The organism is Mucilaginibacter sp., assembly GCF_025362475.1.
In the GTDB taxonomy this organism is placed as follows: Bacteria; Bacteroidota; Bacteroidia; order Sphingobacteriales; family Sphingobacteriaceae; genus Mucilaginibacter.
Map to the genome: position 1 here is coordinate 1 of NZ_JANYGH010000019.1, position 20,640 is coordinate 20,640.

Annotated in this window: 22 protein-coding genes; 1 reads left to right on the forward strand and 21 read right to left on the reverse strand. The window is 42.1% G+C overall.

From position 1 onward, the window contains the following. Nucleotides 1-211 precede the first annotated feature (211 nt). The 9 genes from Q0R88_RS07180 to Q0R88_RS07220 form a co-directional block, all read right to left on the reverse strand. Nucleotides 212-748: a CopD family protein gene (locus Q0R88_RS07180; protein WP_295714315.1), complete on the reverse strand. Its 537-nt coding sequence runs from the start codon at nt 746-748 to the stop codon at nt 212-214. 96 nt (nt 749-844) lie between these two features. Next, a complete protein-coding gene (gene hemE, locus Q0R88_RS07185) occupies nt 845-1,870 on the reverse strand; it encodes a uroporphyrinogen decarboxylase (RefSeq protein ID WP_295714318.1) in 1,026 nt (341 codons plus the stop codon). Nucleotides 1,871-1,988: 118 nt separating this feature from the next. After that, complete coding sequence (locus Q0R88_RS07190) at nt 1,989-2,519, reverse strand: hypothetical protein (RefSeq protein WP_295714321.1); 531 nt, start codon at nt 2,517-2,519, stop codon at nt 1,989-1,991. Further along, the gene (locus tag Q0R88_RS07195) at nt 2,519-3,226 is read right to left on the reverse strand and encodes a response regulator transcription factor (protein WP_295714324.1); all 708 of its coding nucleotides are present in this window, start codon (nt 3,224-3,226) and stop codon (nt 2,519-2,521) included. Before Q0R88_RS07195 ends, Q0R88_RS07190 begins: the two co-directional genes overlap by 1 nt. Nucleotides 3,227-3,236: 10 nt before the next feature. Further along, nucleotides 3,237-4,112 (reverse strand): HAMP domain-containing sensor histidine kinase, encoded by an 876-nt coding sequence (locus Q0R88_RS07200; protein WP_295714327.1) that lies wholly within the window; start codon nt 4,110-4,112, stop codon nt 3,237-3,239. 130 nt (nt 4,113-4,242) lie between these two features. Next, nucleotides 4,243-5,613, reverse strand: a complete 1,371-nt coding sequence (gene hemL, locus Q0R88_RS07205) for a glutamate-1-semialdehyde 2,1-aminomutase (protein WP_295714330.1) — start codon at nt 5,611-5,613, stop codon at nt 4,243-4,245. 233 nt (nt 5,614-5,846) lie between these two features. Beyond that, complete coding sequence (hemB, locus tag Q0R88_RS07210) at nt 5,847-6,818, reverse strand: porphobilinogen synthase (RefSeq protein WP_295714333.1); 972 nt, start codon at nt 6,816-6,818, stop codon at nt 5,847-5,849. A 183-nt stretch (nt 6,819-7,001) separates the two neighbouring features. Beyond that, nucleotides 7,002-8,576 (reverse strand): hydroxymethylbilane synthase, encoded by a 1,575-nt coding sequence (gene hemC, locus Q0R88_RS07215; RefSeq protein WP_295714336.1) that lies wholly within the window; start codon nt 8,574-8,576, stop codon nt 7,002-7,004. A gap of 274 nt (nt 8,577-8,850) precedes the next feature. Next, complete coding sequence (locus Q0R88_RS07220; protein WP_295714340.1) at nt 8,851-9,087, reverse strand: hypothetical protein; 237 nt, start codon at nt 9,085-9,087, stop codon at nt 8,851-8,853. 199 nt (nt 9,088-9,286) lie between these two features. On the opposite strand from Q0R88_RS07220, the gene Q0R88_RS07225 reads away from it, so the two are divergent. Beyond that, nucleotides 9,287-10,663, forward strand: coding sequence for a right-handed parallel beta-helix repeat-containing protein (locus tag Q0R88_RS07225; RefSeq protein WP_295714343.1), 1,377 nt, complete (start codon nt 9,287-9,289; stop codon nt 10,661-10,663). A gap of 108 nt (nt 10,664-10,771) precedes the next feature. Here Q0R88_RS07225 and Q0R88_RS07230 read toward each other — a convergent pair whose 3' ends face one another. The 12 genes from Q0R88_RS07230 to Q0R88_RS07285 form a co-directional block, all read right to left on the reverse strand. Further along, nucleotides 10,772-11,902 carry an amidohydrolase family protein gene (locus tag Q0R88_RS07230; RefSeq protein ID WP_295714346.1) on the reverse strand — a complete coding sequence of 377 codons (1,131 nt, stop codon included), beginning with the start codon at nt 11,900-11,902 and terminating at the stop codon, nt 10,772-10,774. A 288-nt stretch (nt 11,903-12,190) separates the two neighbouring features. Next, on the reverse strand, nt 12,191-12,919 hold the full coding sequence (locus Q0R88_RS07235) for a hypothetical protein (RefSeq protein WP_295714348.1): 729 nt from the start codon (nt 12,917-12,919) through the stop codon (nt 12,191-12,193). Between the two features lie 17 nt (nt 12,920-12,936). Then, complete coding sequence (locus Q0R88_RS07240; RefSeq protein ID WP_295714350.1) at nt 12,937-13,521, reverse strand: hypothetical protein; 585 nt, start codon at nt 13,519-13,521, stop codon at nt 12,937-12,939. A gap of 263 nt (nt 13,522-13,784) precedes the next feature. Then, a complete protein-coding gene (locus Q0R88_RS07245) occupies nt 13,785-14,096 on the reverse strand; it encodes a hypothetical protein (RefSeq protein WP_295714353.1) in 312 nt (103 codons plus the stop codon). Between the two features lie 89 nt (nt 14,097-14,185). After that, nucleotides 14,186-14,863 carry a hypothetical protein gene (locus Q0R88_RS07250; protein ID WP_295714357.1) on the reverse strand — a complete coding sequence of 226 codons (678 nt, stop codon included), beginning with the start codon at nt 14,861-14,863 and terminating at the stop codon, nt 14,186-14,188. A 20-nt stretch (nt 14,864-14,883) separates the two neighbouring features. Beyond that, nucleotides 14,884-15,345 carry a hypothetical protein gene (locus tag Q0R88_RS07255; RefSeq protein WP_295714360.1) on the reverse strand — a complete coding sequence of 154 codons (462 nt, stop codon included), beginning with the start codon at nt 15,343-15,345 and terminating at the stop codon, nt 14,884-14,886. A gap of 23 nt (nt 15,346-15,368) precedes the next feature. Then, a complete protein-coding gene (locus Q0R88_RS07260) occupies nt 15,369-16,481 on the reverse strand; it encodes a hypothetical protein (protein WP_295714363.1) in 1,113 nt (370 codons plus the stop codon). A gap of 12 nt (nt 16,482-16,493) precedes the next feature. Continuing rightward, complete coding sequence (locus Q0R88_RS07265; protein ID WP_295714366.1) at nt 16,494-17,099, reverse strand: DUF6046 domain-containing protein; 606 nt, start codon at nt 17,097-17,099, stop codon at nt 16,494-16,496. Then, nucleotides 17,099-18,811: a tape measure protein gene (locus Q0R88_RS07270; RefSeq protein ID WP_295714369.1), complete on the reverse strand. Its 1,713-nt coding sequence runs from the start codon at nt 18,809-18,811 to the stop codon at nt 17,099-17,101. Before Q0R88_RS07270 ends, Q0R88_RS07265 begins: the two co-directional genes overlap by 1 nt. Beyond that, on the reverse strand, nt 18,799-19,104 hold the full coding sequence (locus Q0R88_RS07275) for a hypothetical protein (RefSeq protein WP_295714372.1): 306 nt from the start codon (nt 19,102-19,104) through the stop codon (nt 18,799-18,801). Before Q0R88_RS07275 ends, Q0R88_RS07270 begins: the two co-directional genes overlap by 13 nt. Nucleotides 19,105-19,136: 32 nt before the next feature. Then, the gene (locus Q0R88_RS07280) at nt 19,137-20,015 is read right to left on the reverse strand and encodes a hypothetical protein (RefSeq protein ID WP_295714375.1); all 879 of its coding nucleotides are present in this window, start codon (nt 20,013-20,015) and stop codon (nt 19,137-19,139) included. Nucleotides 20,016-20,399: 384 nt separating this feature from the next. Next, entirely contained in the window at nt 20,400-20,639 is a 240-nt protein-coding gene (locus Q0R88_RS07285) for a hypothetical protein (protein ID WP_295714378.1), read from the reverse strand. Between the last annotated feature and the right edge of the window lies 1 nt (nt 20,640).

Here is a 20,640-nt window from a genome sequence, read left to right on the forward strand (position 1 = left end):
AAGTACTTTTGCTCATGTTGGTTATTAAAGTGTGGTAACTCTAATATCAACACAAAAGGGGTGGCTTTTAGCTACCCCTTACTTTTTTTCAAAAAATTCGTTTACCGGACAACAGTGCACTGCGTTCAGGATGACAAAAAGTTTTTTTAGCAAATGCAGGTGGAATGACAAGCGATAGCGTTTGTTTTATCTCAACTCTAATGCCTTGATTCTAACTTTTCTTCTCCCTGAACCGCTTATAAATCTTCACCGCTATCATCAATATTACTGCGAAAGCCACCAGCCCCACAACGCCAAATATCCAGCTGATTCCGTTTTTGAGAACTGCAAGGAAGACTATCGCGAAGAGAAATATAGTAGCCAGTTCATTCCAAAGGCGTAACTGGGTTGATGTCCATTTAAATACGCCCTTGCGCATTTGCTTCATTTTGTTTTCGCAAATGTGATGGTATACGGCTAAGCCAACTACAAAAACCAATTTAATTTGAAGCCACGCCATGAGTAGCCAACCTTGTTTAAGGTACACCATGGTTAAACCCGCAATAATGGTGATTAACATGGATGGCGTAGCGATGATATACCATAGCTTTCGCTCCATGATCTCGAACTGGGCAGATAGGATACTGCGGTCGGGTTCGGGCTTGTCTTGCGCTTCGGTATGATAAATAAAAAGGCGCACCATGTAAAACAGCCCCGCCATCCAGCAGACTACAAAAATGATATGAATGGCGAGAACGTATTGGTACATGAAGCAGAGCCCCCTAACCCCCTAAAGGGGGAACTTTTTGATTTGCATTATTTATTTTACCCCAACGATAACTCCCCCTTTAGGGGGTCGGGGGGCTTAATTCCTGTATTCCTTTATAATTTCTACCGCGTACTTTACATTATCAAAAGGGATATCGGGCATAATGCCATGACCCAGGTTGAAGATGAAGCCGGGCTCGTCTTTCATACGATCAAACAGGCGGTAGATGCGGTCTTTAATTACTTTTTTATCGGCGTATAATATATGCGGATCAAGGTTGCCCTGTACAGCTATGCCGGCAGGTAAACGCTTTTTAATATCCAGCAGATCAACATTCCAATCAATCGAGATCACATCGGGTTTGGCTTCGGCCATAAGCGGCGCAAAAACCGAGCTGCCTTTGCAGAAGGAGATCACCGGGATATCTTTCCTGTTCAGCTTGCTGATGATCTGTTGAATGTAATAATGACTAAATTCTTTATAATCATCCCATGCCAGGGCCTGTGCCCAGCTATCGAAGATCTGTACGGCATTTACACCGGCTTCAATTTGCAGGTTAAGATAATCTGCCGTAACGGTGGCAATTTTTGATAACAGCTGATGGGCCATTGCAGGCTCATTATGCAGCATCAGTTTGGTGAGTTTAAAATCTTTTGATGATCCGCCTTCAACCAAATAACTCATCACGGTAAATGGCGCGCCTGCAAAACCTATAAGCGGGATGCTGCCATTTAAACGCTGCTGAATTACTTTAATGGCATCGGCCACATATTGCAGCTTGTCGCCCACATCGGTTTGCAGGTTATCGATGTCTTTTTGAGTACGTACCGGGTTGGCAAACTTAGGGCCAACACCCTGGTTAAAGCTCAGATCGCCACCCATGGCTTCGCCTGTAACCAATATATCCGAAAACAGGATAGCGCCATCAATACCCAATAAATTAACCGGCAGCATAGTAACATCAGCAGCAAGCTCTGGTGTTTTGCACATTTCCAAAAAGGAATACTTGTTTTTGATATCCCAATATTCTTTCATGAAACGGCCAGCCTGGCGCATCATCCATACTGGCGGGCGTTCTGTTTTCTCGGAAAAAGCTGCCTTTATTAATAACGAATCTCTCATATTTTTTAAAAGAGAGTCAAGAATTAAGAATCAAGAGTTAAGACTTTTTGTAAGGAGCGATCATGGCCTGAGCCTATCCGCTATACATTTTCCAGTCTTGATTCTTGACTCTTGATTCTTAACCCTTATTTTTTGTTTTAATTTCCTTGTGAAGCTTGCTGATCACATCCTTCATTTTGGCTGTAATTTTATCATCATGCTGCTCGGCCAGTAGCAGGTAGGCATTGGCTTTTTCATAGTCGCCATGCCTTATACTAATATTGGCTACGGTAACCAATGCCGCCACATGATCATTTAATGACTGTAGCGGATATTGTGCCGCTGTTTCATAATGCTTTTCGGCGGCTTCAAAATCCTGTTTATTAATGCAGATGCCACCGTAGATATACTCATAATAACCGCGACGTTTTTTACTAAGCCACCGCGGGTTACTCATCTCCTTTAACAAGGCCTCGGCCCTGTCAAAATCCTTATGGTGAAAAAACTTAGCCGCAACCACCAGGGTGCCTTGCCTAAAGTAATCCCAGATTAATAAAATAATCATCAATACCGCTACCGCGGCCAACTCATAAATACCAAGGTACAGCAGTAAACCCAACGATAACAGGAAAATAAAGGCGATGAATATACGTGTCCTGTTACTGAACATTAATGCTGATTATCTGTAAATTTATAGCCCACACCGCGGATAGAGTGAAAATAAACCGGGTTTTTAGGATCTGGTTCAAAATACTTGCGGAACGTAAGGATAAAGTTATCAATGGTACGTGTTGACGGATAAACATCATAGTTCCAAACAGTTTCCAATATCTGCTCACGAGATACCGCGTCATTCCTGCGCTCAATTAAAAGCTTAAGCAGCATGGTTTCTTTTTTGGTAAGCGGGGTGATTGATTCATCTTCATTAACCAGTTCAAACGAGTTAAAGTGAATGGTTTTTTCACCTATCTTATAGCTGTTAAACTCTTTAAGGTCATCACCTTTCAGGCTGCGTTTTACCAGGTTGTTTACCCTTAGTATCAATTCTTCCAGGTTAAACGGTTTGGTTAAATAATCGTCGGCACCTTTTTTAAGACCGGCAATTTTATCCTCGTTGGTATTTTTAGCAGTTAAAAACATGATAGGCACTTCGGTATTTTCCAGCCTGATAGTTTCAGCCACAACAAAGCCGTCAATCTCGGGCATCATCACATCCAATATCACCAGGTTAAAGCGCTCTTCTTTAAATAACTGTAAAGCTTTTTTACCGTTTTTAGCTGTAGAAACTTTATAACCTTCCAGCTCCAGGTTAAGTTTGATGGCTTCTAACAAATGCTCTTCGTCTTCGGCTAATAAAATTCTCTTCTTGTTTTGCATATACTATAATTTAGGTTAATCCAAAAACAACTTCAAAAACGCTGCCTGCCGGGCGGTTGTCTTTCACTCTGATGCTGGCATGGTGCTTATCAAGCACTTCTTTTACTATATAAAGGCCCAAGCCGGTACCCTTGGTATTGCGGGTATCTTCACTTCCTACACGGTAAAACTTGTCGAAAATACGGGGTTTTTCATCATCTGCTATTCCAATTCCATGATCGGCAACTTCAAGATAAATTTTATCGTCTTTGGAGAAGAGTTTAACTGCAACGGCCGAGCATGGGCTTGAGTATTTAACCGCATTTTCGATTAAATTGGTCACTACCGATGTAAGCGCGAACTTATCGCCGGTGATCTCAATCTTAGGTTCAATTTCGGCATCGATGATCTGCTGGTTGCAATCGCACTTGGTTACCTGCAGGCGGTTTACAATGCTATCTACCAATACCGATAGGTTAAAACTGGCTTTTGGAAAACTATATGAGCGGTTATCAATTTTTGATGCCAGCAGCATATTCTCAACCATATCGTCCAAACGCTCTACGTCATTCAGCGATTTACCAATAAAATCGAGTATTTGCTCCTTGGAGAGATTGCGTTTCTGAATGGTTTGCAGTAATATTTTGATAGATGCCAGCGGCGATTTCAACTCATGCGTTACCGATAACAAAAAGTTCTTTTTTTGCTCGGATAGCTTTTGCTGGCGGTTAAATGATTTGTGCAGGTTATAGGCCCCAATTACAAATACGGTTATAAACATGCAACCTTCGCCCAGTATCATACCGGTACGCTTTGGCTGCAGGGAAACCAGCATATACCCCCACCAAATCAGCTCGGCAACGGCATATATGATAAGCGCATAAAAAATTACAAATGTCCTTTTCATTACTTTGTTTTATTAGTTTTCAGTTTGCAGTGGGCAGTTGGTAGTATTCAGTTGGCAGTTTGAAGTTCTGTTTTTTTTGCGAACTGCGAGCTGCAAACTGAGAACTGCCAACTGAAAACTGCCCACCGGCTTACTTCCCGTTAAATACCAAATCAAGACTATCAAAAATAGCTCTTTTTGTTTTCTCTAAATCAATTTTAGTATGTGCCGATGATATAAAACCAACCTCATAACCCGATGGACCGAGGTAAATACCGCGGTTAATTAATTCACGATGAAACTTTTTAAATTTCTCCATACTGGAGGCATCAATATCTTCGGCTTTACGAATATACTCTTTATCTGTAAAAGCAAACCAGAATATCGAACCGATGCCAAATACCTTGAATTTATAATTGCGGGCGGTAGCAAAACGCTGTATAGCCTCGGTAAATTCTTCGGTTTTGTTGTTAAGGTCGCGGTAAAAACCCATACGTAATAGCTCACTCAACTGCGCAATACCCGCCGCCATAGCCACCGGGTTGCCCGATAGTGTACCAGCCTGGTAAACTGAACCTTCTGGCGATACATTACTCATGATAGCTGCCGATGCGCCATAAGCGCCTACAGGCAAGCCACCACCTATAATTTTACCATAGGTGATAATATCCGGCTTGATCTGGTAATAGCCAGCCGCGCCTTCAAAGCCAACACGGAAACCCGATATCACTTCATCAAATATCAACACGGTGCCGTTTTGGGTACATAGCTCGCGTAAAAATTGCAGGTATTCTTTTTCCTGTAACAGCAAGCCGTTATTAGCCGGTACGGGTTCAATAATTACAGCGGCTATCTGGTCTTTAAAGTCCTCGAAAGCTTTTGTTAGTGCAGCTTTATCATTTAATGCCACTACGATGGTTTCATCGGCAAAGGCTTTTGGTACGCCCGCAGAGGAGGTTTCGCCAAAGGTTACCAGGCCCGAGCCTGCTTTAACCAGCAGCGCATCTACGTGCCCGTGATAGCAGCCTTCAAACTTTAATATCTTATCGCGTTTGGTGTAACCCCTGGCCAACCTGATGGCCGACATTACGGCTTCGGTACCCGAGCTTACAAAACGGATCTTTTCAATAAATTTATTGTTCTTCAGTATCAGCTCGGCCAGTTCATTCTCCAGGGCCGTTGGCGCACCGAAGGACATGCCATGCTGCATCACCTCAATTACCTTTTCCCGTACCTTAGTGTTGTTATGACCAAGGATGAGCGGTCCCCATGAACAGCAAAAATCAATAAACTCGTTACCGTCTGCATCCCAGATATGGCTGCCATCGCCCTTTTGTATAAACAGGGGTGTACCATATACTGATTTAAAAGCCCTTACCGGTGAGTTAACCCCACCAGGGAAATAGGTTTTGGCTTTCGCATACAATTCGGCAGATTTTTCCCTGCTGATATCGGGTTTACCGGTACTGTTTACAGGCTCATTAGTATCACCCGAAAACATCTTTTTTATTGAATCTAACATCTTTTTAAACTCTAAATTCTAATTTCTAAACTCTAATTTTTTAAAATCCTAAAGTTTAAAATTTCCGTCATTGCGAGGTACGAAGCAATCCCCGATTTGCAAATCCGCTCTGCATAGTTTGGGATTGCTTCGTGCCTCGCAATGACGGGTTTATTTAATTTTTTATTTTAACCTTTCACCTTTGGCTTTTTCCCTTTGGCCTTTCACCTTTTGCCTTTCACCTTCAACCTCAATTAAATCCATTTATTCTCCAAAACTTCCTTGGCATGATAAGTCAAAATAGCTGTAGCGCCTGCTCTGCGGATGCTGGTAAGCACCTCGGTTATGGCACGCTGCTCATTAAGCCAGCCGCGTTGTATGGCAGCTTTAATCATGGCATATTCGCCGCTTACGTTATAGGCAGCTACCGGCAATTCGGTATTATCTTTTATTAGTTTTATTACATCCAGGTAGGGCAGTGCCGGTTTTACCATTAAAAAGTCGGCGCCTTCCAGCTCGTCTAAATTGGCTTCTATCAATGCTTCACGCTGGTTGGCAGGATTCATCTGGTAGGTTTTTTTATCGCCAAATTTAGGTGCCGAATTTAATGCATCCCTGAAAGGGCCATAAAACGCGCTTGCATACTTGGCGGAGTAAGACATGATAGAAACGTTTGTAAAGCCGTTTTCGTCCAACACATTGCGAATATATCCTACCCGACCGTCCATCATATCTGATGGGGCAATAATATCCGCGCCGCATTGGGCATGAGCAAGGGCCATTTTACCCAATACTTCCAGCGTTTCGTCATTCTGGATCTCGCCATTTTTAACAATACCATCGTGACCGTCGCTGCTGTAGGGGTCCATCGCTACATCGGTAATTACACAAGCCTCCGGAAAGTTCTTCTTTACCTCGCGGATAGCCCGCAGGTACAAACTTTCTTCGCGGTGACTTTCGGTAGCCATGGTATCTTTTAAAGATTCATCGATATTAGGGAAAAGATCAAACGAATTTAAACCCAGTTTAAGGCAGCTTTCAATCTCGCGCAGCAAATTATCAATAGAATAACGATATATACCCGGCATGGAAGCAACTTCTGTTTTCTGGAATGTACCATCAACAATAAACAGCGGGAAAATCATGTTAGCCGCGCTAACATGCGTTTCCTGCACCATTTGGCGTATTACTTCACTTTTACGGTTTCTACGTGGTCTTTGTAACATTTTTTGGTTCATTAGTTCATTGGTTCATTAGTTTATTGGTCTTTTCAGGCTGATCCTGCATAAACCACTGAACTAAAGAGCCAACGAGCATTATATGATTTTTTGTTCCTTAATTCACGGATCCTAACACATTGGCAAAGCTTCTAAAAGCGATAACAATGAACCAGTGGACCAATGAACGTCTTATAATCCAAACACTGCTTCTGCCAGTCCAACTTCATCGGGTGAGTAGGGCAGCGTGTATTTTACACCCATTTCATCAAACTTTTTGCCGGTTGATTTACCTATCGCCACCACTTTTTGGTATGGATCAAGCAGGTTACCGGCAAAATAAGCCTCTACGTTTGATGGACTGGTAAACACCATTACATCGGCGCCGCTGGCTTCCACATCTTCTTCAAGCACGGTTTCGTAAACCGGCAGATCAATAATCTTTGTATCGGCAGATAAACCCTGCTGGATACTCCTCATCGGGCTTTCGGCGCCGGGGAAAAGTACAATAGAACCATTGGCCAGTTTGGCAAATTCTTCGGCTACGTCGGCAGTATCGGTACCCTCGCCCACATAGTTGGTAAAGTAACCTTTACGGCGCAGCATCTCTTCAGATCCGCTGCCCATAACGCCAAACTTTACCTTTTTAGGAAATTGCGGGTTCAGCTGGAAGAAATACTCCACCGCGTTTTTACTGGAGAAAAACACCCAGTCGATATTTTTTAATATATAGGAGTCGAGTTTGGTCATCACCGGTACGGTGCGGATCAGGGAACGGGCTTCTATCTGAATGCCCCGGTTTTCCATCGACTTTTTAAAATAGCTTTGATCAGATAGTTCTCTCGATATAAAAACTTTAAGCGGAAACTTCCTGTCTTTAGCAAACTTGGCTACTATCTTTTGAGCCAAACCTTCTGTAGTTGCGGCTTCTACAAACAAACGATCGGGAAATTCATCGCCCTCGTTGGCTTTAGATGTAAATACCTGGAACATGCCCTCATCCCTGCGGCAATAAACGCCCAGAGGCAGGTGGCAGCCACCGCCAAATAATTTAAGCACAGTACGTTCAACGGCTAACTCCTCGGCAACATCCGGGTGGTGCAGGGCTTGCAGGGCCTCAAAAAGTTCATGATCTGTTTCGCGGATCTGGATAGCCAAAGCGCCCTGCGCAGGTGCAGGGATCAACTCGGCGGGGGTAAGCTCTTCTACATGAAACTCGCTCAGGTCGATACCTAAACGACTAACACCGGCTTTGGCCAGCATAATGGCATCATATTTTTCATCGCGCAGTTTGCCAATACGGGTAGGCACATTGCCACGCAGCTCCTCTATCTCCAGGTCGGGACGGTAAGCCAGCAGCTGGGCCTTACGCCTGTTGGATGATGTACCCACGGTAGCACCGTATTTAACGGATAGCTTTTGGTGCACATCAACACAATCTTTCAATATCAACAACAGTTCAGAGGGGTCTTCCCGTTCTGAAACTGCTGCGATTATGAGTCCCGGAGGGTTTTCAGTTGGCAGGTCTTTATGCGAGTGAACCGCAAGATCAATAGTGCCAGCCAGTAATTCTTCTTCTAATTCTTTAGTGAAAAAACCCTTGCCTTCCAGCTTATCAAAGCTGAGGTTGAGGATGCGGTCGCCCTGGGTTTTAATGATTTTTAGTTCGGCTGTTATGTTTAAAGCAGCAAGGCTGTCTTTAACAAAATTAGCCTGCCATAGCGCTAAATCGCTACCTCTTGTTCCAATTATCAGTTTTCTGTCCAAAAGAATGTTTGTTTGCAGGTGCAAATTTAATTTTTTATAAGGATGATATAAACATCAATTACACTTATTAGTGGGAATTATAACAATATGACCTTTTTATGTGGTTTTTTGTTAAAGGTTAAAGGGGAAAGGTTAATGGGGGAAGGGAGAAGGGAAATAAAAAAGGGGCTGTCCTGCTGAGCCTGTCGAAGCATGTGGGCAAAGGCCTCTGCGCGCGCCCTTCGACAAGCTCAGGGTGACAAGCCTTTTTAGAATCCATTACATCACGCCCCTCTTACCCCACCAACGGCCTCGTCACTTTTTGCAGGCCGAATATAAATTCTATTTGTTTTTCCAGATGACCGGTTAGTGTTTCCCATTCGCTAAACCGCTCGGGGCCTAATAAAATCTGGTTGGTTTCGGTATTCCAGTAGCCAGCGCTTTGGGGCAGCTGTGCCGATTCGGCAACCTGTATGCTGATCACCTGTTTACTTAACTTATCAAAAAAAGAGATCGTTTGCCGTAACGCCATGGAGTTTTGTGAAGTATGAGCGAAGATAGGGTTTTAGATAGTCTGGTTACTCCCTAAAATCACTAATCCATAAACCAGTTGCATATATTTTAGTAACCATAATTCTAAAAGTAACGTATAATCATCCGAAAAACAAAAAAACCCGAAATATGCTGATGCTTTGCATTCGGCATATTTTACTTCTACTTGAAATTTATAGATGACAAATAAAAACTCCCTGATCCGCATTATAGCCGGTGCACTGGTTTTATCATCCTTCGCGATGTGTACCAAAAGCATTAATAAAATTGATCAACCGCTTAGCCCGGCTCAGGGTGCCGAAGCCTCCAATTTACAAACCCAGGCCCCTGCCATCGCTACATATACTGTTCAGCCTTCTGAATGGATGGTTGATGGCACCAAGATAGCCGCAGGAACCATAGTGTATATCCCCGCAGGGAAAAGGGGTGCCCTGCTGCTTAAAAATTTTAAAGGAACGGCGGCAGCCCCCATTATCGTTGTTAACAAAGGCGGTAAAGTAACTTTTTCTACAGCTATTACTGCTTCGTACGGGTTTAAAACACAAAATTGCCAGTATTTTAAGATCCTCGGAAATGGGGTTTCAACTATTAAGTATGGCTTTGATGTAAACGGCGGCAATATCGGGATGACGATGGACGACCTGAGCACAGATTTTGAGATCGCCAATGTGGAAGTTCGTAATAGTGGATTCGCGGGTATTATGGCCAAAACCGACCCATCGTGCGACCCGGCAACATGGCGCGGTCATTTCACCATGAAAAATGTAATCATCCGCGATAACTACGTACACAAAACAGGTGGCGAAGGCTTGTATATAGGCAATTCCTTTTATGCCGATGGGGTATCGATTTCCTGCGGCAAGGTTTTACCTCATGATGTGGTGAATGCTAAGATCTACAGAAACCTTACCGACTCTACCGGCAGCGAAGGCATTCAGGTTGGCAGCGCGACTTCCGGCTGCGAAATTTATGGTAACTTAGTTAAAACTCCGGGAATAAGTCCTTTTTCGGCCTACCAGGATAACGGCATCCAGATAGGGGAAGGTACCGGCGGCAAATGCTATAATAACCAGATCAGGAATGCGCCCGGTAACGGCATTATCGTTCTCGGCCTTGGCGATAACCTGGTATTTAATAACTATATCATCAATTCAAAAAGCTACGGCATTTTTGCCGATTCAAGGTACACACCCGGGCCACATTTTCAGTTTATTAATAATACCATCGTTGCTTCCGTTTTGGGCGGTATCAAATTAAATTCCGAAACCATCCCAATGAATACCGTTATCAACAACGTTATTATACAGGCAAACACCAGCCTCGCCATCATCAGAAAAAGCACCAGTGTTAAGCTTACAGCCTCCAATAATTATGTAAATGCAAATGTAAGCACCTGTAAATTTGTGAATTACAATGCCGGCGATTTTCATTTGCTATCCTCATCCCCGCTTATCAACAAGGGCGCAAACGTTTTATCATACGGAGTAAGTTTTGATTATTATGGCATCAAACGCCCTAATGGAACTGCTTTTGATATTGGGGCTACGGAGTATTGATATGCAAGGTATATGACACAATTGGCAAAAATATAAAGTCATGCCGGATACTTGTTTCAGCATCCCATAGCACAGCTTACCGTTGTGACTTAGCACTTATGAGTTGTCTCACTCCTTCACCACAACCCCACCCTTCATCACCAGCTTCACCACCTTCAAAACCTTTATATCCTCAACAGGATTACCAACAACAGCAACCAGATCCGCAAGGTAACCAATCTTAATATTTCCAACATCGGTCAACCCAAACACGGCAGCGTTGACCGATGTTGCAGAACGCAGCACATCCAATGGTTTCATGCCATATTCGGCCATTAATATCATTTCCTGTGCGTTATCGCCGTGGCTGAACACACCAACATCGCCACCCATACAAATGGTAACACCGGCCTTTAGCGCTTCGGTAAAAATGTAGTGTTTTTGTTTAACAGCGGAAGGATCAGGGTCGATACCTTTCTTCCAGCCATGGTAACCCAATATTGATTCGGTTGCATTTATGGTTGGACAAAGCGCTATGCATTTTTCCTTCATCAGCTTAAATAGTTCCGGGGTGCCGCCATCGCCGTGTTCAATGGTGGTTACACCTGCAGCTATAGCCCGGCGCATGCCTTCTGTAGTTGATGAATGTACCGCGACTATACGACCGCTGCTTTTGGCTACTTCCACGGCTACTTTCAGTTCATCTTCGGTAAAAGTTGGGGCGGCAGTATCGTTCATTCCCCAATGGTAATCAACGTATATTTTTACCACATCGGCACCATGACCAATTTGCGATCGTACAACTTTGGTAATGCCATCTACCCCATCCGCTTCTTGCGCCCCTTTTATGAGCTCAGCTTCGGCAACTTCGCTTTTAGGACCATAACTACCTGTTGCCACAATAGCCCGGGTAGCCACCAGCATCCGCGGACCAGGGATTATACCTTTATTTATCGCTGACTTTAATCCCACATCATCATAAGCAGCTCCTTCGGTACCCAGATCACGCACCGTGGTAAAGCCGGCCATTAAAGTTGTGCGGGCGTGGTTAACGGCCCTTGCAGTACGCTCGGCCCGGCTTTCGTTAAGCACCTGGTCGTTCCATGGGGTTTCATTATAGGGGTGTAAAAAAAGATGCGAATGACCTTCTATCAACCCCGGCATCAGGGTGGCGCCTGCCAGGTTGATCACCCTGGTATTTGATGGTGCTTTGATAGCAGCGGGCTCACCTACTGCTTCAATATGGTCATCTTTTACCAATACCCACCAACCGGCGTGTATCTGTACACCGTCAAAAACACGGTCGGGTTTAAGGAGGATGTAAGTTTCATTTTTATTAGTTTGTGCGAATAAGGGTAGGTATAGTATGATGAGTACTATTATGTATAGATCGTTTTTAAAAAAGTATATATATTGTAGTTAGAAAGGTATGAATTATAAAAAAGATATAGTAAAACCATGAATGAATTAAAAATTCAAAAACATACTTTTTTAATTACTAAACAATCCTAATAAGTAATTAAAAAGGTATGTTTTAAATATATAAACCTACTCTATTAAAGTTTTATCATTGAACATAGAAAGGTAGTTTTTACTCATTTCATCGCTCTTAATCAATAAGCTATCAGTAGCTAAATTACTGCGGACTGTAACTATATCATTGTAATAAAAGTAACCTATATAAATCGAACAAAAAGCCGCAACCGAATTGCAAATTATTGTTACGGCATTAATACCATTTACATGAAAAGAAAGCCATGCGGAGTAGCCAATTACGCTAACAAAGAGCATAAAAATCACAATTGGTATTAGCAAAAACATGATAGCACCAAATATGCTTTTTTTAGAGATGCTTAGTAATTCAATAAACAATGAAAACGGCAGCATATTGATACTATGAGCATTAAAGGTAAGAGCCTCCAAATCACGGACAGTCGGTTTTATCTTAAATAAAACAAATCCAACCTGCTTTAAAATAACAATTAGATCGCGCCTCCGTGTTGCAATCAAACACCATTCAAGTAAAAAATATGAAATTAACACCGGTGCTACTGTCGTGATCGCTGCTTGGCCATGAATTGAAAAGCCCATTATTGATATATCTTTTATGGACGATGAAAAAAAGCAAAAACCTATCAACAATAATAAAAACAATGATATTTGATTACTACGCTTATTAAGTTCTTTTAAATTATCGTATCCCCTTTTATAGTATTCATTTAGTTTTGCCTCGTCGTTTTCCAAAATCAACGATTGTATATCAATCAATGTCATCATAATAGGGCATTTAAATGTTATTGCTTTAACGGCGGCACGGGAAAGCTAATATTAGCGTCTTTGGTCACTTTGATAAACGGCGTTGCACCTACCCAATTAAACGTTATAAGATCGCCGAAACAATGCTTTTGAGCGGCTACACCTGGCTTTAATTGTACTTCACTGTTCCACTCGGCAGACATAGGCCAATAGTTAATAAACAGATTGGCTAAGTCTGCAAACCTGCCATTTATAACCCCCGATTTAATACGCTCATCTTTATCTATTGCAAATTTTAAAACCATCTTAGGCGGCTTTATTTTACCTATGTAAACTCCTTTTTTAGTTAGTATTTCAGTAAAATATCCTTTGCTATCGGGGGCATCTCCCAATGAATAATCCATATTCATTTGCAAATAGGTTGATAGGTTGTCAGCGTAGTACATTTTAAAACCAACTAAACGGCTTAAAAATCGATTATTTGACTGTCTTGCGATGTCATCTTGATGTGCTTTTTCCGCCGGTGTGCCATACATTTTTTCATCTTGCTTAGCAAAATTTTCATTTTGGGCACTGACGGCAATACTCCAAATTGTGATTAATAAAGTATAAAATATTTTCATAGTTGTAAATGATTCAGGTTAAGCAATAAGGCCGCCATTACAGCGGCCTTATAAATCCTTATGCGGCCCCGGCAGCGGCTAACTCATAGAGCGCCCCACCGGCACATAAATAAATGTTCTCGACGTTAAATGCGTTCCCCTTGACATTCGCAATATAGGAACCCAGGGCATATTTTAACCATCAATACCCAAATATATGAAACTTATTTAAAAACCTCTTAAAGGGCTTTTAACATCTATTTAAAGAACTATATAACCAGCTATCACAGCCAGTTGTAATGAGGTAATTTTTTTTGCAAGTATTTGCTATCTGCCTGATCTGTTTTTAACTTTTCGATGGCATCGCGCTCCCGCATAATTATTTGGGCCGTTGTTGTTTCGCCTAAATAAAACTCCCTGCTTAATGTTTCAATTGCTATATCATATCTCAACCCTTTTAACTTATAATGGTAGTACAAACGGCAAGCTATCGCGTAATCACGCTGCTGTGTAAACACGCCTTTAACATGCTTATTTGTCGTACGCTCTAAAGGGTCGGTAAGTATAGAAGCAACTAACTGCTCACCTAAAGCCATTTATACAAAATATATTGATTGTGATTAGATCGGGAATAGGCGGCTATACGTTACGTACGACCACTAAAAACACATACAGTTTAAAAATACTACCTCGCTTTTTCGGCCTCAAAGGCACGGATAAAATCCAAACTAATAACAAAAGTGCCGTAACTATCCTTTATAGCTGCTGGATACCTGCCAGTGTATCCTACGTCTTTAAAGGCGTGACTATCGGGCTCGTTTAACACAGATGAATGAGCACTATCGAAAGTATTCATAGCGTTGCACACTAATTGTAAATCGGTGGCTAATTGCGCGCTTAAATCTGTTTTAGTGTAATAGGTAAATAGGGCTTCAATTTGAGCGTCCGAATCGGTAACTTTTGAAATAACATCGGCGGTTAAGCCTAAAAGGTTTTTTCTTATTCCTTTAATATTCCCGTTGATGACATTATCTACTTGGTTTAGTGCCGTTTTTATGCCGGTTACGTTTGGTTTGGTGTCCATCAATTCAATGAACTTTGCCCGGTTTAAAGTAATTCCCGCTACCACTAAGGGGCCGGCAGCATCTACAATTTTGTTTATAGCAAAATCTTGAATCCATTCGCCAGTGTTGCGGCCGCTTATAGTCCAGGAAACAAGATTAAATATTTCGTCGAGGGTTACGGTTATACCAATCGCTTTAAATGCATCGTAAATAGATTGATACAGCGGGACTACCTTATTTAATAAATTTTTCTCGATGGTAATGCGCTGCGTGTCTGTAAAAATTAATACTGGTGTCATGTTGTTTATTTATTTAGGGATTATTTTAAAAGTTCGTTAATACGTATAATCAAATTGGTAATTGAAGTAACATCTTTAGGGGCAGCTATGGATAGCAAACCGGCAACCAGGTCTATCAATATTTTATTTAAGGTTTCAGACCCTTTACTCAACAAAATCCCGGTGTTATCTATCTTGTATTCGGTGCTTCCAACTTTTACGCGGTACAAAGCAATTTTATCACAAGCAATTACTATGTAATCATCATCATCAAGCTTACCGACTAAAATTGCCGAACTAACCTCGGGTAATATATCAAGGCTCTGACTATCGCTTACAATAGCGCGTAATCTTACGCCTGCCACAGGGATTTCATCTATTAATATGTCGCAAGTAAAATTATCACTGTCAACATCTGTTACGATGGCATCGTACAAAGTTGCGGGGCCGCCTCTGTGTGCCTCTGCTAAAAAACTCATTCTTAATTTTGCTATATCTTCCATTTGAGTAATTATTTATTGATTGTTTAAATTGTTGGGACATCTAACCTGTAAGTTATTGATACCATTCGTTTGCCTCCCTTTATACCAAATTGCACTTCGGTACCGGCGATAAAGTAAGTTCCCGAACGTGCGCCAGCATATTTATTATCTTTTAAAATCGCTTTCCACCCCGGTTTACAAAAGGGCTGTAAAAAGCTTGTCAACGTTCCCTCGTACCCGTCATATTTTAACTTTTTTAGGTAGGCGGCGGCGGTAAAGTTTAAGTATTCCTGATCGCGGGTATATGGGATAATTTTGTCCATAACCGCACCGCCAACATCGCCAGCTTCGTATAAAGTATGCTTTCCATCTTTTCCACGGGTTTTTAAACGAACACGTATTAAATTATCTTTCCCCAGTCGTCTTTTTAAATTAGGCTGATTTGTTGGGCAATTGTACCCGATGTTATAAATAACTTCGGCAAGGCCGGTAAGGCTTTTATTGGGGCGGGTATCAACCATATTTCTACCCTCTTCAAGCCCAGCATAAAGCACATTGTCATCAAAATAAATTGTAAGCAACTGCTTTTCCTTTAGGTACTCTAGCACTTTTAAACCATTCCAATTAGGTATGTTAAAGCTGTCAAAACTCACCGAAGGTATTTCAGGGCTTAAAACAATATCAGTTCCTTGTATTAGCCTGGACAAAATATCTTTAAGAGTGGTTTTCTTCCAATTAGCTAAAATATTTTGATTGCGTAGTTGCCAGGCATAACCCTCAATTTCAACTTCAAGGGGTACGGTTTGGTTTACCCTTCTAACAAACCCCCTAAATTCATTCCGTAAGTCACCGTTGTACCCTAAATCTATTGATACCTTGTCGCCCTCGTTAAATAGGTCTGCCGTTTCAACTGAACTTTTAGGCTGCTTGTTATCCAACTTAAACCCTGTTAATGCAGTTGTGACAGCAATTGCCTCGCTTATGTTATTTTGGACCTCATCGGTGTAAGTTGTTTTAGTTGGTATACTGGCTAAGGCAGGTATCTTAAGCTTTGCAGTGTCTACAATTACATGTATATTCTTTTTTATAACTAACTCGTTTACCCCTTTAAAATGGTAGTTACCTATCGTAATCACGCTGTTTAATACAAATGCCATATTTTCGAGTGGTTAATTTTGGTAAAGACTAAAAATATTGTCACTTTTCATTTGCATAGCAAAATCACGCACGCCGATTACTTTAGGCTTTTCGGGTATGCTTAATTTGTAAATGAGTACATGGTCGTTAGCGTGCAGAAAGATGTCTGATATCGCCGATTTTAAGCGTACTGTTTGATTGAACGCAAACACATCGTTCAGCGCCTTTAATTTTTCGTCGGGGAACTGGTCATACTGGCCAATTACAAATCCCTTGATGTTAATTACCCAATCCTTATTACCAATAATCTCTTTTACCGAGCCGTTTAACTCTGTCATTTCAGTTTCCACTACGGTTTTCTCCCGGTCAAAGCCAATCACAGCAAATGGGAAGTTATAGTCCACGCCATTTACTTCAATGGTTATCGGGCAAAACACTTCCCGGCCTATCATGTCCGATTGCCCATAAAGCGGCGTGCCGTATAGGTTAGTAGTTTTTTTAGTAATAGGCTGTGGCCTGCCGCCCTCTACCTCAATAGGCGCAGGCGGGAAACCCGGCACGTACGCGGGCTTGTAGCCGTGTATTTGCTGAAACAAATCGGCTATATTAAAAACTGTGTTTAAAGTTGGTTGGCTCATTAGTTTGGATTTACTGCCGCGTTGCCGCTGTTAATTACCTGGTTAAACATTTCAATAAAAATTGCCCGTATATCGGCCGCTCCCTCGGTAACACTGGCGGCATGTAGCGTAATTTCGTCAATACCCATTTTTGCGATATTGATAGTAAGGTTTCGCACACCGCCACCGGAAATACCTTTAGATGAGTCGGCCACACCGGCAGGCGTACCACCTCCCGGTGTGTTTTTAAAGTCCAGCTTGCCGTCCATCCAACTTGGTCTTTTGGGCTTGCCGTCTTCGTCTAACCCCGCCATATCATTGGCGCGGTTCCAAACGTGCATTTTTCTTATGCCATCAAGCCTTTTACCTGCCTCGGTGTCGTCGCCCCATGATGACCACGCTTTCCGGTATTCCCCTTTGTTTTTTAAATCATTATAGCGCTTAAAGCGCTCATAAACATCAGTTATGCCCAACATGGCAGTTTGTGTCCAATAAACAACATCTTCAAAGGTGCGGCGCAATACATTAAATACACCGCTTACGGTTTCCATTGTGTTGGCGGTATTGCTGGCGTAATCTTTATTATATTTATTTAACCCTGCATAGGCATATCCAACAACCCCGATAACTGCCAGCGGCCAGTATGCTGCTGTCTCTAACACACCTGTCCAAATAGCTGCGCGTTCCGTCCATCCGGTGTATAATATCCATGCACCAGTCATAGCGCCAATACCAGCCGCTATACTATACATCAAACTGTCATTCCCAATAATTCCATTTAAAAATGTAGCTATGCCGCCCAGTGCTGGCAATAGGCGCGTACCAATCGTTCCGGCAAGTGTATCTAATGCCCCGGTAAAAGCCATCCATTTACCTGTCGGCGTTTGGCCCATCCGTTCCATACCTTTGTAAAATCTTCCCATCGGCCCGGTTGCATATTCTAATGCACCAGCTACGTCCCTAAAAGATATTTTACCCTTTTCAACATCTTTACTTAGTTGGGCAATACTTTTGCCCGTTTTTTCGCTCAATGCCTGTAGCGGGTTAAAACCTGCATCGGTAAATTGTAACACCTCCTGTCCGCGCAACTTACCGGCTGCGGCTGTTTGAGCATATGCCAGGCTTAAACTTTTCATGTGTTCCACCTTTCCCATTGATATATCACCCAACATCCGTAGCGACGGCATTATATTTTTGGCCGATACGCCAAAACCTAACATAGTTTTAGCCTCGTCAAAAACTTCATTGCCGTAAATGGTATCGGTGGCAAAGCCCATAAGGTTTTTATGAAGTTCATCGCCCTGTTTTTTACCTGCCATAACTTCAAAACTAGTACTGGCCATTTGACGTTCCATACCGGCTTTTAAAGTAGTTACAGCTAACCCAGCCATTGCGCCCAGACCGGCAGTTAACAAACCGGCTCGTAAAAAGCCACCACTGCCAAAACCGCCGCCGCTACTATGGCCTACGCCTGCGTTATGTAAGTGGTCGCGCTGGCGTTCTAAATCGGCTATCTCCCGGTTTGCCCTTCTAATTTGGCTCATATCTAATGATATATTGCGGGTGCGGGTTAAATCATCTATTCGCTGCCCTAACTGGTCGGCAGATCGGCCAACGCGGTTAAAACCCGCATTCATTCGGGTAAATGCGCCTTCGGTATTTGCAGATAATTGCCGCATAGGGCCCGACATATTATCCCTGATCTTTACAAGAAATTCAACTATGTTAGCCATATCTTTTTATTTAGGTCTACAATTGCTTTATCTGTTAATAACTCTGTATCGCCGCCCAACCAGCCAACTTCAATTACTTTTCTTAAATACATTGTTTCGTCAAGCTTTAACTTTCCGCTTTTGGTTAGCTTCTTAACTATCTTAAATACCTCCTTTTCGGTCGGCTCCCTTACATAGGCTTTTTTATTATTGGCCTCTAACACGGTCATTTTACTGCCGTGTTCACTTTGCCACGCTGCCAGCATTTCGGGCGTTACGGCGGTAGTTTTAATTCTTGTTGATATTCCAAACATGCTTGTGGTTGTTGTTTAATGCTTTAATAACCTTATAATAATTTACCGTCCCAAACCGTAGGCAATCGGTCGTGCTTTTCAAAATACTTTGCTTTATAAACTTCGGGCGCAAACTCTCTAAGCAGTTGTATACCGCCTGCCACATGTCGATGTATATCATCGTAGCTTAAATTCAAAGAGAGGCGTAAGCTATTGGGAACATCGCAGGTAAGCAATTGGGGTTTTATTGTGGAATACTTAACAGCATTCATAATAAAATTGAGCGATTCGGTATCGGCACCCAATGCCAATAGGCCGGTAGCATACTGATTATCCATTTTACCAACTGCAATGGCGTTGTTAACTATTGCCAGGGTATCGGCTGTGTGATTTGAATTTGAGAGAATTGTCGGGTGGTGTTGTGTTGCAAGGGCTATTAAAGTATGCGGGTTAAGGTCTGCCAGTTTTATAGGCTCATCGTTGGTATCATATAATTGAACACCTAAAGCCTCGTCATTAGCACCAACATCGCAACATGAAAACTCAACCGCTTTTGTTTTTGTAAAGGTTAACCCCGTTTGTCCCGGTAGCTTATCCTCTTGTCTATCGCTCCATTCCAATGGCAGAGCGCCAAGGCTTAACATATTGAGCGTTCCATCTTCATACATACCATAAACAATCATGGCAAACGGGTTGCTTTCGCTAAATCCCAAAGCACAAGTAATTGCGTCTCCCTCTCTTTTCACATCGACAGCCCGGCCCAATGGGATTTTTTTGTCATACGGCCCCGGCGAATTGTCGTTCTTATGCATCCAAAAAAGAAGTGGATTCTTTAAAAACTGCGTAAGATCAACGCCGCTGGTTAAAACACGGTATAAATAAGAATTGATAGCGCTTGTGGTAACTATATACCGTTTGGATGTTATTTTCATTTGGGAAAAATCAATGTTTAAATTATGGTAGCAAAGCTACCATAATTTAAAACAGATAACCCAAAACAATTAGCGCACATTGGTATTAACTAATTGATATACTGTTAGTTATAAAACGAAATTCGGCTAATATTTTTAGTTTACAATCCACTTAAAAAGTGTAAAAAACTGCATATACCCCCCTTACTTCGAGTGGGTTTTTACACATTTAACGGGGTGTTTAATACAAAACCAAAGCCGGGGCATTTGTTCCATTTTTACAACTACAAACACCTATAACAACAAAAAACCCCTCTGTAAACAGGGGGGTATATGCAATTATTATGGCCATACATTATATAAAAAGTACCTCTACATAGCTTTAAAGGCACTTTTTAGGAAAAATCAAACTAAAACGTCAATCATCAAGCTTAAATTATACAATTCATCTTCGGCGCTATGGCTAATTTGATTAGGATTGCTCACCAAAGCCCCGGCATAATTGATATACGCTTTAATAAGCATCTCGCGTATATTAACCGCTTCCGTCTCTATGGTTATCAGTTTCTTAAACGCGTTTACTCTTTTTGTATCCGCTTCGCTTAGCTGCCTTGGCTGCGTTGGCGGTTTTAGTTGATGTTCCATA

Excerpts from the sequence above, each read along its gene's own strand:
- Q0R88_RS07180 (WP_295714315.1), bottom strand. The coding sequence starts at position 748 with ATGTACCAATACGTTCTCGCCATTCATATCATTTTTGTAGTCTGCTGG.
- hemE (WP_295714318.1), bottom strand. The coding sequence starts at position 1,870 with ATGAGAGATTCGTTATTAATAAAGGCAGCTTTTTCCGAGAAAACAGAA.
- Q0R88_RS07190 (WP_295714321.1), bottom strand. The coding sequence starts at position 2,519 with ATGTTCAGTAACAGGACACGTATATTCATCGCCTTTATTTTCCTGTTA.
- Q0R88_RS07195 (WP_295714324.1), bottom strand. The coding sequence starts at position 3,226 with ATGCAAAACAAGAAGAGAATTTTATTAGCCGAAGACGAAGAGCATTTG.
- Q0R88_RS07200 (WP_295714327.1), bottom strand. The coding sequence starts at position 4,112 with ATGAAAAGGACATTTGTAATTTTTTATGCGCTTATCATATATGCCGTT.
- hemL (WP_295714330.1), bottom strand. The coding sequence starts at position 5,613 with ATGTTAGATTCAATAAAAAAGATGTTTTCGGGTGATACTAATGAGCCT.
- hemB (WP_295714333.1), bottom strand. The coding sequence starts at position 6,818 with ATGTTACAAAGACCACGTAGAAACCGTAAAAGTGAAGTAATACGCCAA.
- Q0R88_RS07220 (WP_295714340.1), bottom strand. The coding sequence starts at position 9,087 with ATGGCGTTACGGCAAACGATCTCTTTTTTTGATAAGTTAAGTAAACAG.
- Q0R88_RS07225 (WP_295714343.1), top strand. The coding sequence starts at position 9,287 with ATGACAAATAAAAACTCCCTGATCCGCATTATAGCCGGTGCACTGGTT.
- Q0R88_RS07235 (WP_295714348.1), bottom strand. The coding sequence starts at position 12,919 with ATGATGACATTGATTGATATACAATCGTTGATTTTGGAAAACGACGAG.
- Q0R88_RS07240 (WP_295714350.1), bottom strand. The coding sequence starts at position 13,521 with ATGAAAATATTTTATACTTTATTAATCACAATTTGGAGTATTGCCGTC.
- Q0R88_RS07245 (WP_295714353.1), bottom strand. The coding sequence starts at position 14,096 with ATGGCTTTAGGTGAGCAGTTAGTTGCTTCTATACTTACCGACCCTTTA.
- Q0R88_RS07250 (WP_295714357.1), bottom strand. The coding sequence starts at position 14,863 with ATGACACCAGTATTAATTTTTACAGACACGCAGCGCATTACCATCGAG.
- Q0R88_RS07255 (WP_295714360.1), bottom strand. The coding sequence starts at position 15,345 with ATGGAAGATATAGCAAAATTAAGAATGAGTTTTTTAGCAGAGGCACAC.
- Q0R88_RS07260 (WP_295714363.1), bottom strand. The coding sequence starts at position 16,481 with ATGGCATTTGTATTAAACAGCGTGATTACGATAGGTAACTACCATTTT.
- Q0R88_RS07265 (WP_295714366.1), bottom strand. The coding sequence starts at position 17,099 with ATGAGCCAACCAACTTTAAACACAGTTTTTAATATAGCCGATTTGTTT.
- Q0R88_RS07270 (WP_295714369.1), bottom strand. The coding sequence starts at position 18,811 with ATGGCTAACATAGTTGAATTTCTTGTAAAGATCAGGGATAATATGTCG.
- Q0R88_RS07275 (WP_295714372.1), bottom strand. The coding sequence starts at position 19,104 with ATGTTTGGAATATCAACAAGAATTAAAACTACCGCCGTAACGCCCGAA.
- Q0R88_RS07280 (WP_295714375.1), bottom strand. The coding sequence starts at position 20,015 with ATGAAAATAACATCCAAACGGTATATAGTTACCACAAGCGCTATCAAT.
- Q0R88_RS07285 (WP_295714378.1), bottom strand. The coding sequence starts at position 20,639 with ATGGAACATCAACTAAAACCGCCAACGCAGCCAAGGCAGCTAAGCGAA.